This window comes from Hyphomonas sp. (assembly GCF_965284475.1).
Taxonomy (GTDB): Bacteria; Pseudomonadota; Alphaproteobacteria; order Caulobacterales; family Hyphomonadaceae; genus Hyphomonas.
The window spans coordinates 1,724,155-1,741,010 of the sequence record NZ_OZ260087.1 but is presented as its reverse complement, the minus strand read 5'-3'; the positions used below and the strand labels follow the sequence as shown (position 1 = coordinate 1,741,010).

Below are 16,856 nucleotides of genomic sequence, written 5' to 3'. Positions count from 1 at the left end.
GTTCCGATGAGGCGAAGGTCACATTCTAGGAGGAGAGGAGCATCGCTAAGAGGCGTGTCGCCACAACCGCTTCAGAACCTCTTCGAGCGCCCCGTTTCGATTCAAATCAAAGTCTATAATAAGGTATTCGCAGAGCTTTCATTGGAGCGACAAAGGCAGCGAGACGGAAGTCCGCGATCGGCAGAACTCATTCCCCCACTGCTAGGCTACTTGGATGCAGTGTCGTCGCACTGGGAAAAGATGCGCGAGACCAGCAAAGAAAATCCAGATTTCTTTGAATGGCCGAGCACGGTCGCATGGATCGGGAGCGGAATTTTCAAGACGATTGATCTCGATGAAGAGGGCGCACTTCGACTTTTTGGGTATTCGGTCAGCGCAGATGCGGATTTATCCGAAGGAGATAGACGCAATATCTTGGATGTCGTTTTCGCAGTCTCGATTCCGCCATTTGGTTCGTGGGACAAGCTTAGCGAATGGGGTGAGCCTGAATCTTCTCAACGCCTAATGAAGATGGCCAACTGCCTAGCGTCATTTGCGCGAAACGGCTCTCGGCGCCGAGTTCACTATATGGATGCGCCGGTCAAGAAATGGTGTGACGATTTGGAATACCTACGCAAAGAGTATTATGAGGGACGTTTTGGTTTCGGCTGGCCAAGTCCGCTGGATCCAACGAGGTGATGATGGCATTATTGATGGCACCGCGTGAATAAAATAATATAAAACTACATATAAACAGTGTTCTTAGTTTATTATTCGAGTCCTCTTCTGGCACCAGGCATCTCATCGTGTGCATTTTTCAGCGTCCACAGACGTCGATAAAAATCTACGAATTCAATGACCTACCGGCCTGTTCGGTCCGAACGGGCATTTTTAGAGACATATCAACGCGAAGCGCATGCCACGAATTGCTCTTGATGTTTCAATTGCCATTTAGCCATTCTGACCTGCGGACTCAGATAGAAGATCGTGGCCCAGTCCACAGTCTTGGACTGACTGCGACCCCGCAGTCTTCACTTGGCAACCGGCAGTGACGGGCCGAACCCGATCGGCTCAAGTCCTAATCGCTAAGTCTCCTCCGGCGACCGTTGCTGCCGTTCAAGCGAGGGGCATCTCCGGAAATTCACCGTCGGCGACCGGCACCGGGACACCAATTGCGTCATCGGGATGGTTTGCCCCCGCTTCGCCTGATCCCGTCGATGCCCAACGCGCTACGATCAGATGTTTCAACCGAAGCCTGTATTGGCGCTTTGCACAATGTACGAGCCTGCCTAGTATGAGCGCCATGCGAAGCGAACTTGATCATCTCCCTCAAGGCAAACAGCGCGAACTCCAGCGCGTGACGGAAATTCTCTTTGAAGAGTTCACCGATGCAATGAAGTGCGCCTCGTCTCCGAAGAAGAAGGAAGGTCGCATCCTCAAGATTGTCCTCTTCGGGTCCTATGCGCGCGGCACCTGGGTGGACGAACCACATACCGCCAAAGGATATCTCAGCGATTATGACCTGCTGATCGTGGTGAACCAGCAAAGCGTCGTCGACTTTGCCACCTATTGGTACCGCGCCGAAGACCGGCTGATGCGTGACGCGGGCATCAAAACCCCGGTCAATTTCATTGTCCACACGATGGATGAGGTGAACAACGCCCTCGCCCAGGGTCAGTACTTCTTTTCCGACATTATCAAAGAGGGCATCGCCCTCTACGACCTCAAGGGGAGCACGCCCTTCATCACACCGGAGCCGCAGACGGCGGAAGAGGCGGTAGCCACGGCGGAGAAGCATTTTGATTTCTGGATGCCTCTCGCTCAGCATTCGCTCAAACTTTCGAGAGATAGCATCGATGACCAGGTCTTGAGAGATGCTGCCTTCCTTCTGCACCAGGCGGTGGAACGCGCCTACACCTGCTTCCTTCTCGTGGAGACGAACTATTCGCCTTCGACCCACAGCATCAAATTCCTGCGGTCTCTGGCCGAGCAGATTGACCCGGAGCTGATTGCTGTCTGGCCACGCGAGACAAAGCATGACCGGCGCCTTTTCGAATTGCTGAAACGCGCCTACGTGGATGCACGCTATTCAGAGCATTATGCCATTACCGCCGAAGAACTCGTCTGGCTGGGCGATCGCGCGGAGATCCTGCGAAGCCTTGTTGAAACCCGGTCGCGCGAAAAGATCGAGCAGCTGAGAGCTGGCGCGCCAACCGGGACATAACCTCTCCAAAGCTGAGCGCCGTTTCATGTCGTGTAGCGGCCACAGTTCCAATCATCGGCGGGTACTGGAACCCGTACCGAATGACCACAGGGAGCCAGTATAACTCCGATCTCCGTCGTCGGGGATGTCTGGCTCAATCCAATCGTGCCATTCGGCTGCCTCACCGCCGCAAGGCTGGAAATCGCCAGCAGCGGGTAATCGCGCCGTCCGACCCGGCAACGAAAGAATCGATCTTTCTCAGCGGTTCCAGTAGTCTTCTGGATCAAGTGCACGCAGGAGCATGCGGAGCATAAGTGACACGGAGCGGACTATGACCATTCATTATGCACGGGAAGCTTTCGCGCGATTCGAAGCACGGCCCATGTCGCCGGCCATCGGGGCTGAGCTGATCGGTGCAAATCTCAGCCAGCCCGACGACCAGCTGATTGATGACGTGCGCGCGGCGCTCCTGAAATATCGGGTCGTGTTCTTCCGCGACCAGCATATTACGCGCGAACAACATATCGCCTTCGCTCGCGCGTTCGGCGAGCTGGAAATCCATCCTGCAACGCCGATGGAACAGCCGGACCGGGAAGTGCTGCGGATCGCCCATGGGCCTAAAAGCCGCGGCACGGAGAATGCCTGGCATTCCGATGTGACCTGGCGCGATACGCCGTCGCTCGGTTCCATACTGCGTGCGATCGAGCTGCCAGAAGTTGGCGGCGACACACTGTTTGCAAACATGAAACTCGCCTACGATAAACTGGACGACGAAACACGTGAGCGGATCACCGGGCGGGTGGCCGTTCACGATATCGCACGTGTGTTTGCCGGTCGGCTCAATACGAATGCCACCCAGCTGCACGAGAAATTTCCCCCGATGGAGCATCCAATCGTGCGCACGCATCCCGAAACGGGTGAGCGTATCCTTTATGTGAACACGGCGTTCACAAGCCATATCAAAGACATGGACCCTGAAGAGAGTTCGGCCCTGCTTGGTCGCCTCTACCTCACGGCCTGGAACCCGGAAGTTCAATGCCGGTTCCGTTGGGCGCCAGGCTCACTTGCATTCTGGGACAATCGAGCCTGCCAGCATTTCGCGGCCAGCGACTACTTTCCCGAAGTGCGGATCATGGAGCGTGTCACGATCGCCGGCGACAGACCGTATTTCGATCCAGCAGAGTGAGGCGGGCACCCTGGGTAATGATCCCATTTTTAAGCGGCCGGATTACTGGACTTCACGCGGCAAGTTTCAGTTTCGTGGCGGGGGTAGTTCAGCCGATGCCCATATTGGGGCGTTGCTTATTGTATGACCAAAGCCATTTGGTGGCGTGGTTGCGTACCTCCTCCAATGTGTTCCAGATATATTGCCCGAGCCATTCTTGGCGAACGGTACGGTTGTAGCGTTCGACATAAGTGTTCTGCTGCGGCTTGCCTTGCTGGATGACGGCAGGCTTGGGCATGGCTTGGATCCCTTACGCAACTTTGGCCAACAGATGGCGCCAGCCTTAGCCCAAAATCTCGTTAGACCGACGCGCTGAACAGCCGGAATGGCGGCAAGTTGAAGTCAATAAATTCGATCCCGTAACTACGATCAAAATCCTCGGATCCATATTATCTTCAGCCTTTCACAAGGTCATGAATCCATACTTTGTTAAACGCAGCCTTTAACAAAAGTGCGGTTTTTAACCATGGATAAGTCTCGCGATAACAACGAAACCCTAGGGCGCGTTGGGGAGCGGTCCACCGTTGCGACAGACTCTCCATTCAAATGCGGGACCATTTGGGGCTCAGGTCAATTCCAAGATGCTTCCAAATCTCCATCGGCATGGATGCCCGCGAGTTTTCACTCTTATAAAACATTTTTTTATAACAATAATGGTGACCCCGGCGCGATTCGAACGCGCGACCTACAGATTAGGAAACCACCCCGGGCCTTGTCCCCCGTCGTCATTTGTTGGCGCTGAGCGTCACCAATACACTGTTTTAACTTGTCTTTCGTCGACTCCCGTGCGGAATGGAGATACCTCCTTGTCACGCGAAATCCCGCCCGCGTGCTTCCTATATGCTTCCGGATTTGACCTGACATGTCCAAACTCACAAAGCGAATTGTCGATGCCGCCCGGCCTGAAGATGAAGAATACTTCGTTTGGGACAGCGAGCTCAAAGGGTTCGGGCTTCGCGTCTATCCGTCGGGCCGGAAGATATTTGTGCTCCAGTATCGCTCCGGTGGCCGCACACGGCGCCTAAAGGTCGGGCCCTATGGAGCACTTACCGTAGAAGAGGCGCGCGACCTGGCACGCCAGAACAGGGGCGACGTTGCCAAGGGCGCCGACCCCTCCGCTGAACGATCAAACGAACGCCGCACGCCAACCGTCGCAGAGCTCTGCGAAAAGTTTCTGACCGATCACGCCGCCATTCGGTGTAAGCTGACGACGCAACGCGAGTACAAGCAATGCTGTAAAAACCATATCATTCCTAGACTTGGTCCCATGCGCGTCACCGACGTGCTGCGCGCTGATATCGCCAATCTGCACCAGTCGCTTCACACGACCCCTTACCAAGCAAACCGCGTGCTGGCCGCGCTTTCAAAGATGTTCAATCTGGCCGAGCTCTGGGGATATCGGGAGGAAGGGAAAAACCCGACGCGCCATATTCCAAAATACAAAGAGGTCAAGCGCGAGCGCTTCCTGTCGGCTGAGGAGATTGCAAAGCTTTGGGCCACGCTCGATAGCGGCGTCGAGAACGGTAGCGAAAGCATCTTTGTTGCGTCAGCCTTCAAGTTGCTTTTGCTGACCGGCTGCCGCTTGTCTGAAATCCGGCTTCTGAAATGGGCCTATCTGCAGGATGGCACGATGTTATTGCCAGATAGCAAAACCGGGCCGCGGCGAATTCCAATAAGCCCTGCTTGTCGCAAAATCATAGATTCTATCCCGACGCTCCCGGATAATCCTTACGTCATTTGTGGCGATGTCGCCGGAAAGCCGAACACAGATCTGCAAAAGCCCTGGCGGCGCATTCGCAAGGCTGCGGGACTTTCCGATGTCAGGATCCACGACCTCCGCCACACGTATGCTTCCTGGTCAATTGCTGCGGGACACTCGCTATTCCTAACCGGACGCCTTCTCGGCCACACCCAAGCCGAAACGACAAACCGCTATGCGCATTTGGCCGACTCAACCCAACGTGAGGCCGCAGAAACGGTAGATGATCTGATCATGAGCTTCGTAGAATTACCCTCCACAGTGACAGCCCAGATGGTGCACTGAAATGTCAGGTGTCCGCAAAACCAAAGAAGGGGCCTTGATGACGTCGTCAGGTTTTGGTTTCGCCTTGGTGTCAGGCTTGTTTGGGCCCAAGGAGCCACTGCGCTTTTCTGAAGAACAGGCAATCGAACTTAGGAATACTTTTAAGTTTCCAGATTCAGTCCGCATGCACCATCTCCTGACTATTTGGCATGAGACAATAATTGAACTAGATCAGCGGTTTGAGAATGACCAACCGAAGTCAGTGCGCGAGCTCGAACTCAACAACCTGGTGACGGCAGCGACCCAAATCGTCAATGCAATTGAAAGGCTATCTCCGAACGCTGCCCATGGAGTTTCTATCCTCATGGAGCGCGAAGCTATCGCCTCAAGTGATGGCGACGAACCGATCTATCTTTTCTCCTTAGAGCAATTGCAGCGGCAGCTGGATTGGCTCCAACGTGCCGCTCGAAAAAGGCTAGACAAACTGGCGTCCACAGAACCCGAGAAGCGCTACCGCCGTCCGGATTATCCAGGGTTATTCTATGTTGTCGAATGCATGATTGCGCCGTTTTGGCGAGAGCATAAGACAAAGAAGTTCCATGCAGATTTTTCTGAAGAGGCTCTACCCCAACCTTTAAACGATTGTTCCCGGTTCACTGTTCAAGCCGTGGAGTTATTCTGCAAAAACATCCCGACCAGCGCGGTAAGAACCGGAATGAAAGCTGCTCAGAAGAATTTCAACAGTCGTCGATCGGGTTCGACTTCCGCTGACTGACTATCGTGTAGTCCTGAATTCAATCCGGTTGATATCTCATCCACGGTTGCAATCAAGCAAGCTCACATTGTTAAGCGAAGCGCTCTTCGAAGGCAGTTAATCGTGCATCAGTCGCCTCAACACCTGATTTCGCCACGAGCCACTTGATTGCAGCCGTTGGTCCTCTTTGTGCCGCCGCGGTGGGTGCAGGTAAGTTGGCGTCGAACTCTTTTGAAAAATTTACAAATCCAACTGCAGCTTCCGAGGGCTTCAGCCTCGTAATCTTCGCGAATCCAGTAAGACGCGCTGCCAATTCAGCAACCCGAGGATCAGCCACCTTAGGCTTAGACCTCTTTGCCGTCGGCTTGGCCGAGGTGTATTCGAGCCAACGCGCAACGAAGGCTGCAGGACCAAGTTCAATCACATAATCGGCAAACTCCCTCATACTCTCGGGAGTCAGATCAAACGCTTTGGTCGGCTTAAGCTTTTTTAGAATGTCTTCCGGAGTCTTGGCCATCTAGGGGGTCCAGTTTGGTGAATTCGGCTATTTCCGTCGCAATTCCCGAAAGACGTGATGCTAAACGTTGGCCGTAGGGGCCACTCGAGCTATGCCGGGATATCGTGAAGAATCCACCCGATTTCGGCTCCGCAAAGTATGCTTTCAACATCGTTGTTTCGGGAATCCAGTTCTCCAACACATGCGTATCGCTAGGGTTTCGCAGAAACCGACCAATGACCTTTGCAGCCTGCCCGGTCTTCTTATCCGCGACTAGCTGTTTCGCGAGCGAAGGGTTCTTCAGTGCTGAACGAATCTTAGACACGAAATCGTCGTCCCAGCTCGGCACTGCGTTCAGCAAGGAGATAATCTTTGGAGGATTGCTAAGCGCGAATGCGCTGTCTATCAGCTTTTTCAATCCCGTTAGACCTTGCACGGAATACATGTCCGGTCGGATAGGGCACACTATGTGTGTTGCATGAGTGAGTGCACACTTGATCATGAAAGACGAAGAGGGGTTGAGGTCGATGATGACTGCATCAAAAACCTTGCGAGCTTCGTGCAAGCTCTTAGCGAAATTTGCCTCGAGTTGGGGCAGGTAGTTTGCCGCTTGCGGCAGCGTATACTTGACTAGTTCAAACTGGCCAGGAACGATAAAGACCGAGCCGCTATCGTCAGATACCTGCGCGTAATCACCAAGTGAGGAATTGCCAACTTCACAAGCAACTCTCGAAATCTCGGGATGCTCGATTGCGCCACCGTTGAAGTTCGTCAGAGTCGTCCGGGGAGACGGCGCGCCATACACGAGGCTCTTTTCAAAAAGAGACAGTACCGACTGGTCTTCGCCGACCAATTCCGCATGCCGTTCATGTGTAAGGACAAACTGCGTGAGGTTTGCCTGGGGATCGAGATCGATCATTAAAATCGAGTAGCGTCCCTTTGCAGCGAGCGCGCTAGAAATTTGGGCCGCGAGGGTTGTTTTCCCCACACCTCCTTTCAAGTTCGAGAAGGCGATCACTGGCGCAATTCGGCCCCAATGCCGCTTCGCTGCCCGAATGAGAGGATCGAGCGAACTGATTGCGCCCCGCCTGTTGACCAAGCTCATCCAATGGCGGTCGTGGAGCAGCTCCACGACGGGACCGTCGAGATCCCCGGCCTTTCCTCGTATAATGACAGGAATAAGTGCCTTGTTTTTCGCTATGGCGTACTCGACTTCTTTAAGCACGGCCGGCGAGTTGACAGAAGCCTCTGAAAGAAGAATTGCGACGGCCTCAGAACCATCTAACGCTTGGGTCAGCGCTGGCGCCCAAACAGATCCCGCTTCAAGCCCGTCCAGATCTCGGTATGCAGGAACACCATTCGAGTTCAGAGCATCGAAAATACGCTTTGCGACCAATTCGTCCTGTCGCGAGTAGCTTATGAAAACGCCGTAGTTTGCTGCCATCATCGTCCCCAGCCCAACAAATACCGTGAAACCGCCAGCGCACATCCCGCGAATTCATGGCCCCACTATCGGAACTCTTGAAAGCCGTCGCAAGCGCTAAAGTAGAATTCGATCTCGATATTTCATGATCTGAGGCTCTTTCATCTCAGGAATTCGATTTGATCTCATCAGAATGAGAACCGCTCCCGCACCCCGAAAACCGGGGACAGGCTATCTCGCAAAAAGAGTTTTCGCTGTCCTGCTATGCAGAGACAATCTGTGAAAAGAGTTGGCTCTCAACAACTCCCAGAAAGACCCGTTATGAGCTTCGACCCCGAAATAAAGCGCGGCGACCTACTCACGGAAAGCCAAGCAGCCTACTTGCTGAACTTGTCTCCTCGCACCCTTAGGAACTGGCGGCACCGTGGCGGCGGACCAAAGTTCGTAAAGCACTCCTCCCGATGCATTCGGTACAGACGCGCCGATCTATCGGAATGGATCTCTCAACGCGTTCGCAAGAGCACGTCAGATCTTGGGATCATTCAAAATTTGAAATGAGTTTTGCCCGGTCGGGGTTAACCGCACCGGTCGGGATTTTTGGAGGCGGATGTCTTCAAGGGAGCCGAGCTTGCTCGGCTCCCAACAAAGACGGCTTGCCGTCTCCAAAAACAAAAGCGGTTTCTGCGCGAAGCGCCGCGTCCTCAAACACCAATTTATGGAGAATCAAAAATGTCTAACATCGGAAAATTCAGATGCACTAATTCTACTGACCCACTCAGTGAACTCATCGGAGTCATAAAAACCGTTGGCTTCTTTGGAAAGCTCGCAATCGTCCGCGAAGGATCTGGCAGCAATCCCAACACACCCTCGCATCGCATTTACTTGGTCTCGGACGAGGTTGGCCGCATCGAAGTAGGAGCCGCCTGGAGTCAGACAATCAAGCGCGGCCTCCGCGATGGCGAACAGTTCTTGTCAGCCAGTATAGATGACCCCTCATTCGCGAAGCCTCTAAGCTTTGCAGTCTTTCAGGAAGACGAGGACAGTTGGACCGCCACGTGGCGCCGCCGCAAAGACGCCGCGTAACCGCAGAACGGCTAGGGGTGGGTCCCTGTAACACCCACCCCTAGAAATCCACTGGAGACCTAACAAATGAAAATACTACACTCTGGCTTCGATGGCTTGGAGATATCGTACAGAACGACACTTCCGGAAAACATTCTGGGAATTCTTACTTCAGCGAAGCAACAAGCCGCGCAGTCTCGCAGGGATTCTGCCATAGTGCTGGGCGGTCGCTCCGTCATCGTGAAGGCAACCGGAGCGGCTGGCGGGTACTCGTTCACCGTTGACACGGGCGAACTTGGCGCCACTTGGTTTTTTAAAGAAGGGAACGCGAGTGATCCGTGGTCTGCACGAGTCTCGGCGAAGTCTTTGCCCCTCGCTTTGTTTGGCCCAACAAAGTTTGTTGATGCCAGTCAAGGTTTTTTGCACCAAATTGGTTGCGACTTTGGAGTAAATGACTGCCGCGTGACCCGCGTTGACTACGCATTAGACTTTTCTGATCCGGAATTTGAGATAAACAAAGATCACTTTGTTTGTCATTCCCGTCAAAAAAAGAATTACATAGATAGCATTGATATTATTGATGTTTCCAACAAAACGATAAGCATTCGAATTGGGAAAATGCCAAGCTATCAAATAGCTATTTATGATAAGCGCAAAGATGCCATCGATAAAAACAAAACTTATTGGTGGGATATTTGGCAGCAGAATTCGGAGGTACTATTAAACCGCGGTCTGACTGTATGGCGAATAGAGGCCCGCCTTGGGAAGAAAGCCCTAAACAACGCTCTTAAACTAAGGGATTGGCCGACAGTCGCAGCTTCCATCGCGTCGCTATTGCAAACGACAACCTCCAAGATCCGAATGGTTATTCCATCGGCAGACACGAATCGCGCCCGATGGGCCAATGCACCTGTTTGGGATAGGTATCGTGGTGCTTTGCGAGAGATTGTGGTCAATACGCCCACCAACCTGGATGCGGGATCGATCCTGCAAGCTCTCAAGGCTGAGAGGTTGGAACACCTTGAGCATCAAAGGCTAGGCATCGAAATTTCCATCGCCGCAGCAGAAGGCGTTCGCTCGTCAGAATATGATGTGTTTCTCATGAGAAAGATGAATCAGAGTCTCGCAAGGAAAAGGCAACTTGGACATAAGTTTGCCGATGAACTTTCCGAGCGCGAAGAAGTATGGCTGGCTAGGCATTCGGTCGGATAGGATTGGTCGGTGTTTGCCATTGATCGGAACGGACCGCCGTGAACCCTTCAATCCCAACAGGATATGTCAACGCTTAGGCTTCAAGATCCCGGGAGGAGACATAACGAAGTGATGAACTGATTGGAAATTTTTCGCCAAAGACGGTCGTTCGGAAGAGTGAATTACTTCCCAGTCCGTTCTTCTTTAGTTTGCATTCATTAGAAAATCATCTACCAATTGCAAGTTGACGACGTTCCATGCGGAGATTTAGCGATGCCAGTCAGAATCTGTAACTACACAGCATTTTATGTCGCCGAACCGTTTAATCCAAGCTCGCTAGGAGCCCACGCGACGAAGGACTTTTGTTATTACAGTACCTTGCGGATGTGGAAGGGCGCTGATGCCTCTTTTCCGTTCAATGATTCGCATGCCACCACTTACAACGTGCGCGACAGCAGCGATTGGGAAACAACACTGAAACCACGGCTCCGAGAACGTCTACGCGCTTCCAAAAACATTGTTCTCTTTCTTAGTTCGACCACAGCAAACACAAGAGCTCTAAGAGAAGAGATGGACTATGGTATCAACAACCAAGAATTGCCGGTCATTGTGATTTACCCAGAATACAATTCAGTTGAGAGCCTTCTCACGGATGGTTCACTTAAGCAATCGGTGAAGAACCTCTGGGATAGGCTCCCAATCTTTCGAGACTCAATGCAGAAAGTTCCTACTCTGCACGTCCCAATGTCGAAAGCTTCGATCACGCGGGCACTCACTAATTCAGACTTTATGCTTGCTACAAAGCGTCAGCCTGGCTGTTTCCGCTATACATCATGATTTTGGGTCAACGCGTGCGGGAGAAAGCCAATTTCTAAGGTGGGTATTCTAGACGGAAGAGTTACAAAGCTCTTTTTTCAGATATCAGGCGGAATCGGTACGGCAGTTTCGCTGATCGTAATTTTTTTTGATATTCCATCAGCATGCAAATTTTATTCAGCAATTGCACTTCTGATAGTTTTTGCGATTTGCTATTTAGCTATTTGGATATGGTCCAACAATCTGCGCAGCATCAAGCTAGATGTAGAAGGCAGTACGGTCTTGATAAAGGCTGGTGACTTGTTCCAGCAGGAGGGGCTAAAAGTTATTGCTTTCAATGAATATTTCGACACTCAAGTTGATGATGTGATAATTAGCAGCAAGACTCTCAACGGCATATTCATCAAAGAGCACCTCGATGAGCCGGTAGACGATTTGGACAGGCACATCGAAAGCTACCCTTTCATTGATGGCGAATACCTTGAAGAAAACGCAGACAGACCACAGGGTAAGAGGAAGAGATACCGACTAGGTACAGTTTGCGTGTATGATGATTTCTTGCTGGCTGCGTTCTCAAAGTTCGACGACAACAATCGTGCATCGCTCACAATGCCACAGTATCTGGAGTTCTTAATCAACTTCTGGGATCGAGTGAATAGTGTCTATGCTTTGAAAAGCGTCTCAACACCAATTTTCGGTTCCGGTATCACTCGAATAAAGGGCCACAAAACCATTTCCGACGAAGACCTACTGAAGATTTTGCTTTGGACCTTCCGGATCAGTGAGATGCGATTCAAATACCCCGCACGACTAACTATCGTAATCCACAAAGATAAGATTGATCAGATCAATCTCCTGGACTTCGCGTATGTGAAAAACGGTGTCTGAATTTCAGGCCATCAGCAATTGTTCCCAAGATTGCCTTATGTGTACTCCGTAAGTTTCTTCAAAAGATGCTGTAACCTAGCCATCATGACTGAGAGTTTCGACGAGGCGCAACAGTCCAGCGATTGGCTGGGATGGGACAATTCGACCCGCCAGGTGTCGAATTCCTTTCGTCTCCTTCTGCGCCCCTTGCCGCCGCTCGCAGGCGGGAAGCTATCCGACAATTCATCGCCAAAGATGGTCATACGACATCCAAATTCGGACGGCTGCTTCCGGCGTCAAAGCGGACTTTAGCTGAATGGTGCGAAGCGCTCTAAGGTTGCAACTTTATATATTGCGGCTTGATTTGAGTAGCTCAGGAAGGCCGTACGCCCCACGACTCAGAGTGATGACAGCCTATTTCATTCACATTTGACTAACCAAGATACCTTGCGCATATTGAGTCATGCACTTAGCGGAGCTCAGTTTGCCGAAATCCAGCGTCTTTTTTGCTATATTATTTTCTTCGCTTCCTCTAATTGCCGGCGGGCAAGCACTAGCCGAGCCAGAAAATAAATTCTCGCTGATTATTCTCGATTGTCTTGTATCGGGTCAAGTCACGGATGATGGGCAGGTGACCGAAAATATTTCCGATTACGAAGTACAAATAATAGTTGATCGTGAAAACGGCTATTATTATTTTGGGAGTTCAGGGGAGTGGATGAATTCTGATCTAGATGGTCGGCTTGATCGAAACAAAACCATACTAAGGGACGATAGTGCCAACGAAATGGAAAGAATAACGCACACTATAGACTTTGAGACTGGTATATTTAGCGTGAGAGTAAAGGCCCACGACACTGCAATTATTTTCAGTGGGCCCTGCTCATCAATATTGTATAGTGAGTTACAGGGCACAGAAGAAATATTTTGGTTGGATTAGCTCGCGACGTTTGGCGGACCGGTTCGATGTTTCTTTACGCACCGTCATCGCTCAGGTCCGCTTATGACCCGAAGCAGAAGAAAATCAGACGCTCGCAATAGGAGTAACGACCGGCGACAATGGGCCAGTTCTGCTCACTGAGCGCCGGGTTCCTTATGTCTGCAATTGCGCGCGCAACAGACGCCCGAAATTTCCTAGTGTCGAGCGTTGCCGCCATAAGCTCGAATATTCGCCTGGCATCGTTTCGTGGAGCCTATCCGAGATAGTGCGCAAATATCAAAAATCTCAATACAGCGTGGAACTCGGGCCACCAATAGCTTCCGATATGCTTCCTGACTAGGGGGACCACCGGAACAAGCCGAAACCAATATAGCTTAACTATCTGTTTTTATGTGATTATTTTGGTGACCCCGGCGCGATTCGAACGCGCGACCTACAGATTAGGAATCTGTTGCTCTATCCTGCTGAGCTACGGGATCACTGGGTTCAGCGTATAGGCCATGCCGGCGCGAGATTGAAGCCTTTCCTGTGGTTTTCGTGGGGCGGGCGCGGAGCGATATCCATCCCGGAAAACGCGCAATCGGCCACACCATGAACCCTTAGACGCTGGCGGTCGAGTAAGGCGCAGGCATTCACAAGCACGCCGGATTACCCGATACAGGATGCGGACGCATGCAACCGGGAGACACGCGATGATGGGCACCTCAATCCTGATCGGACTGGCCATACTGGTCTTTGTCGCTGTCGTGGTGATCTACAATGGCCTCGTCAACAAGAACCAGATGGTGAAGAATGGCTGGGCCGATATCGATGTCCAGCTGAAGCGCCGGGCCGACCTCATCCCCCAGCTTGTGACGACCGTGAAGGGCTTTGCCACCCACGAGAAATCACTGTTCGAGGATGTTGTGGCCAAGCGCGGCGCAGCGCTGGCCGCTGGCGACGACCCGCAGGCGCGCGGGGCTGCCGAAACTGCCCTGTCCCAGCCCGTGGCGCGCCTGGTGGCGGTGGCCGAAGCCTATCCGGAGCTCAAGTCGGACCAGAACTTCCTGGATCTGCAGAACGAGCTGTCGGACACCGAGAACAAGATCGAGATGGCGCGGCGTTTCTTCAACGGCGCCGTGCGGGAAATGAATACGCGGGTTCAGAGCTTCCCGGCGAACCTTGTTGCTGCCGCGTTCGGGTTCCGGGAGAAAGACTTCTTCGAAATCCAGACGGCGGACCGCGCCCTTCCCTCAGTCGACTTCAAAGGGGAATGATCGTGTTCGGACGCATCCTGATTGCGCTGACCCTGGCGCTGGCTTTCGCACTGGCCACCCGTGCCGATGAGCGGATCAACCAGTTCGATATAGACATCGAAGTCCATACGAACGGGGACATCCGGGTCAGCGAAACGCTGACGGTGACGTCGGAAGGCTATCAGATACGGCGTGGTATCCTGCGCAATCTGCCGAGGTTTTATGATGATGACGGCGCCCGGCTGCCCTTTGACTACAAGATCATGCAGGTGACGCGGAACGGTGCGCGCGAGCCCTATGCGACCGAAACGGACGGCAACGCGCTGATCATCCGGATCGGGTCAGCCGATGTCTTCCTCGAGAACGGACAGCACACATACGAGATCACGTACCGCGTCAGGAACCAGGTGCGCCATTTTGACGGCCATGACGAGATCTACTGGAACGCCACGGGTAATTACTGGGACTTCCCGATTGATGCCGCGACCGCGACGATCACCCTGCCGCCCGGTGCGCGGGTGACGGCGCTGGACGCCTATACGGGCGGCGGGGGAGAGGCCGGAAAAGACTTTACGCATCGCGCAAGCGGCGACACCCATGTCTTTGAAACGACGCGGGTGCTTCAATCGGGCGAAGGCCTGACTGTCGCGCTCGGCCTGGAAAAAGGCCTGATCGATCCGCCATCGAGCGCGGACCAGACGCGCCGCTGGTGGCAGCGAAACGGATCGCTCGCCATCCTGATCGCATCACTGCTGGGCGTGTTCGCTTTCTCGTGGCGCAATTTCGACCGGGTGGGGCGCGACCCCGTGAAGGGCCCGGTCTTTCCGCGCTATGAACCGCCCAGGGGCTATTCGCCGGCAGCCGTTCATCACATCTATTACCGCTCGATGTCAGGCCACAAGGCATTGATCGCGACGCTGATGAACCTGGCCGTGAAGGGCCACATGACCATCGAGGCGGGGAAGAAAAAGGAAACCACACTGGTGCGCACGCCCAGCGCCGAAGAGCCGGCAGAGATCACACGGGAAGACCTGAAACTGCGCGACGCCCTGTTCAGGCGCGGAAACGCCAAGACGTTCGGCAAGACATATGATGCCGGGTTTACATCGGCCTATACTGCCTTCCAGCGGTCTGTCTCCAGCCATTATGGGAGCAGGTATTTCAGGTGGAATATCGGCTATTCCCTCATCGCGCTGGTGCTCTCGGGGGGCGCCATCGCCTTTGCAATCTCTCAGGCGACCCTGTGGTCATGGTGGCATACAGGCGTGCTCGTCTCGCTTGCCGGGCTGAACATGTGGTTCATGTATCTGATGCCGGCGCCAACGCGGAAGGGGCAGGCCGTGCGCACCGAGATTGAAGGCTTCAAACTGTATATGGAGACGGCCGAGAAGCTGCAGCTGAACGCCGTGGAAGTGGGCAGCGAGGCGCCGCCGCCGATGACGACGGAGCGGTATGAAACCTTCCTGCCCTATGCCGTGGCACTGGGCGTGGAAAAGCCGTGGACGAAGCATTTCGAACGCCTTCTGCCGGAAGAGGCAGCCGCCTATCATCCCGGCTGGACAAATATGTCGTCCGGCGGATTCCGCAATATCGGCGAGATGACCAGCGGCATGGTCAGCACGATGAGTTCCGGCGTGTCGAGTTCGATGCCGCAAAGTTCCAGTTCGTCAGGGTCTGGTGGTGGCGGATCGTCCGGCGGGGGCGGCGGGGGCGGTGGTGGTGGCGGCTGGTAGCGGCTAGACGTTCGGGATGAGGCCTGAGTTTTCAGGATCGCCGACAATCCGTACCAGCGCCTTGCGCAGCTTGCCGAGCGCCTGGTGTTCAATCTGGCGGACGCGTTCCTTGGAAATGCCGAGCTCATGGCCGAGCGCCTCGAGCGTCACGCCATCTTCGCACAGACGGCGCTGCAGGATAATGTGCGTCTCGCGTTCGTTCAGGGCCTTCAGCGCATCGGCGATCCATTCCTTGCGCCGGTCACCATCGCGCTGGGCCATGACCTGTTCTTCGGGAATGGCGGACTCGTCGGCGATAAGATCCTGCCACTGACCATCGCCATCAGCGGCCATCGGCGCGTTGAGCGAGCGGTCGGAGGCCGACATGCGCGAAGCCATGGATTCGACGTCGCGCAACGGCACGCCGAGATGTTCGGACACCCAGGCGGTGTTTTTCTGCGTCATGACACCATCATCGGTGTCATCTATCTGGGCCCGCAGGCGGCGCAGGTTGAAGAAAAGGGATTTCTGGGCCGAAGTTGTGCCGGTGCGGACGATCGACCAGTTGCGCAGGACATAGTCCTGAATGCCCGCACGGATCCACCAGGTGGCATAGGTCGAAAAGCGCACTTCGCGGGACGGTTCAAACCGGGCGGCGGCCTGCATCAGGCCGACATTGCCCTCGGAGATAAGGTCTGACATGGGCAGTCCGTAATTGCGGAAACGTCCTGCCATTGAAACGACGAGCCGCATGTAGGCGGTCGTGAGTTCATGCAGGGCGGCCTCGTCTTCCTGCTCACGCCACCGGCGCGCAAGATCAAGCTCGTGTTCCTGTTCCAGCATCGGGGCCTTCATCGCAGTCCGGACGAACTGGCGGTCGGCTGAATTGCTGGATTCATAGGCACTGGCCATGTCTTGCGTACTCCTGAG

16 protein-coding genes, 1 tRNA gene and 1 pseudogene are annotated in these 16,856 nt (G+C 53.7%); 13 read left to right on the top strand and 5 right to left on the bottom strand.

Annotated elements, in window-relative coordinates; translation table 11 throughout:
* The first annotated feature begins 54 nt into the window (after positions 1-54).
* The 3 genes from ACQ66M_RS08425 (at position 55) to ACQ66M_RS08415 (ending at position 3,368) form a co-directional block, all read left to right on the top strand.
* A complete protein-coding gene (locus tag ACQ66M_RS08425) occupies positions 55-678 on the top strand; it encodes a hypothetical protein (protein ID WP_430403150.1) in 624 nt (207 codons plus the stop codon).
* A 604-nt stretch (positions 679-1,282) separates the two neighbouring features.
* The gene (locus ACQ66M_RS08420; RefSeq protein ID WP_430403148.1) at positions 1,283-2,203 is read left to right on the top strand and encodes a HEPN domain-containing protein; all 921 of its coding nucleotides are present in this window, start codon (positions 1,283-1,285) and stop codon (positions 2,201-2,203) included.
* Between the two features lie 310 nt (positions 2,204-2,513).
* On the top strand, positions 2,514-3,368 hold the full coding sequence (locus ACQ66M_RS08415; RefSeq protein WP_430403146.1) for a TauD/TfdA dioxygenase family protein: 855 nt from the start codon (positions 2,514-2,516) through the stop codon (positions 3,366-3,368).
* An 88-nt stretch (positions 3,369-3,456) separates the two neighbouring features.
* Here the strand turns inward: ACQ66M_RS08415 and ACQ66M_RS08410 are convergent.
* A pseudogene (locus tag ACQ66M_RS08410) lies at positions 3,457-3,627 on the bottom strand (integrase core domain-containing protein); the annotation flags it as partial.
* 642 nt (positions 3,628-4,269) lie between these two features.
* Here ACQ66M_RS08410 and ACQ66M_RS08405 point away from each other — a divergent pair.
* Both ACQ66M_RS08405 and ACQ66M_RS08400 read left to right on the top strand, forming a co-directional pair.
* The gene (locus ACQ66M_RS08405) at positions 4,270-5,451 is read left to right on the top strand and encodes a tyrosine-type recombinase/integrase (RefSeq protein ID WP_430403144.1); all 1,182 of its coding nucleotides are present in this window, start codon (positions 4,270-4,272) and stop codon (positions 5,449-5,451) included.
* Position 5,452: 1 nt separating this feature from the next.
* Positions 5,453-6,205: a hypothetical protein gene (locus ACQ66M_RS08400; protein WP_430403142.1), complete on the top strand. Its 753-nt coding sequence runs from the start codon at positions 5,453-5,455 to the stop codon at positions 6,203-6,205.
* A gap of 70 nt (positions 6,206-6,275) precedes the next feature.
* On the opposite strand, the gene ACQ66M_RS08395 is transcribed toward ACQ66M_RS08400, so the two are convergent.
* Positions 6,276-6,701, bottom strand: a complete 426-nt coding sequence (locus ACQ66M_RS08395) for a hypothetical protein (RefSeq protein ID WP_430403140.1) — start codon at positions 6,699-6,701, stop codon at positions 6,276-6,278.
* Positions 6,664-8,124: an AAA family ATPase gene (locus ACQ66M_RS08390; RefSeq protein ID WP_430403138.1), complete on the bottom strand. Its 1,461-nt coding sequence runs from the start codon at positions 8,122-8,124 to the stop codon at positions 6,664-6,666. Before ACQ66M_RS08390 ends, ACQ66M_RS08395 begins: the two co-directional genes overlap by 38 nt.
* Before the next feature lie 243 nt (positions 8,125-8,367).
* Between ACQ66M_RS08390 and ACQ66M_RS08385 the strand changes: the two genes are divergently transcribed.
* The 6 genes from ACQ66M_RS08385 to ACQ66M_RS08360 all read left to right on the top strand — a co-directional run bounded on the left by ACQ66M_RS08385 (position 8,368) and on the right by ACQ66M_RS08360 (position 12,979).
* Positions 8,368-8,661 carry a helix-turn-helix transcriptional regulator gene (locus tag ACQ66M_RS08385; protein ID WP_430403136.1) on the top strand — a complete coding sequence of 98 codons (294 nt, stop codon included), beginning with the start codon at positions 8,368-8,370 and terminating at the stop codon, positions 8,659-8,661.
* Between the two features lie 171 nt (positions 8,662-8,832).
* Complete coding sequence (locus ACQ66M_RS08380) at positions 8,833-9,186, top strand: DUF736 domain-containing protein (RefSeq protein ID WP_430403134.1); 354 nt, start codon at positions 8,833-8,835, stop codon at positions 9,184-9,186.
* A 66-nt stretch (positions 9,187-9,252) separates the two neighbouring features.
* Complete coding sequence (locus ACQ66M_RS08375; protein WP_430403132.1) at positions 9,253-10,377, top strand: hypothetical protein; 1,125 nt, start codon at positions 9,253-9,255, stop codon at positions 10,375-10,377.
* Between the two features lie 252 nt (positions 10,378-10,629).
* Entirely contained in the window at positions 10,630-11,193 is a 564-nt protein-coding gene (locus ACQ66M_RS08370; RefSeq protein WP_430403130.1) for a TIR domain-containing protein, read from the top strand.
* Positions 11,194-11,223: 30 nt separating this feature from the next.
* Positions 11,224-12,060 (top strand): macro domain-containing protein, encoded by an 837-nt coding sequence (locus ACQ66M_RS08365; RefSeq protein ID WP_430405138.1) that lies wholly within the window; start codon positions 11,224-11,226, stop codon positions 12,058-12,060.
* A gap of 463 nt (positions 12,061-12,523) precedes the next feature.
* Entirely contained in the window at positions 12,524-12,979 is a 456-nt protein-coding gene (locus ACQ66M_RS08360) for a hypothetical protein (RefSeq protein ID WP_430403128.1), read from the top strand.
* Between the two features lie 402 nt (positions 12,980-13,381).
* Here the strand turns inward: ACQ66M_RS08360 and ACQ66M_RS08355 are convergent.
* Positions 13,382-13,458 (bottom strand) — tRNA-Arg (locus tag ACQ66M_RS08355).
* Between the two features lie 213 nt (positions 13,459-13,671).
* Here ACQ66M_RS08355 and ACQ66M_RS08350 point away from each other — a divergent pair.
* Both ACQ66M_RS08350 and ACQ66M_RS08345 read left to right on the top strand, forming a co-directional pair.
* The gene (locus ACQ66M_RS08350; protein ID WP_430403126.1) at positions 13,672-14,235 is read left to right on the top strand and encodes a LemA family protein; all 564 of its coding nucleotides are present in this window, start codon (positions 13,672-13,674) and stop codon (positions 14,233-14,235) included.
* A gap of 2 nt (positions 14,236-14,237) precedes the next feature.
* Positions 14,238-15,947, top strand: coding sequence for a DUF2207 domain-containing protein (locus tag ACQ66M_RS08345; protein WP_430403124.1), 1,710 nt, complete (start codon positions 14,238-14,240; stop codon positions 15,945-15,947).
* A 3-nt stretch (positions 15,948-15,950) separates the two neighbouring features.
* Here ACQ66M_RS08345 and ACQ66M_RS08340 read toward each other — a convergent pair whose 3' ends face one another.
* On the bottom strand, positions 15,951-16,838 hold the full coding sequence (locus ACQ66M_RS08340; protein ID WP_430403122.1) for an RNA polymerase factor sigma-32: 888 nt from the start codon (positions 16,836-16,838) through the stop codon (positions 15,951-15,953).
* Positions 16,839-16,856: the final 18 nt, after the last annotated feature.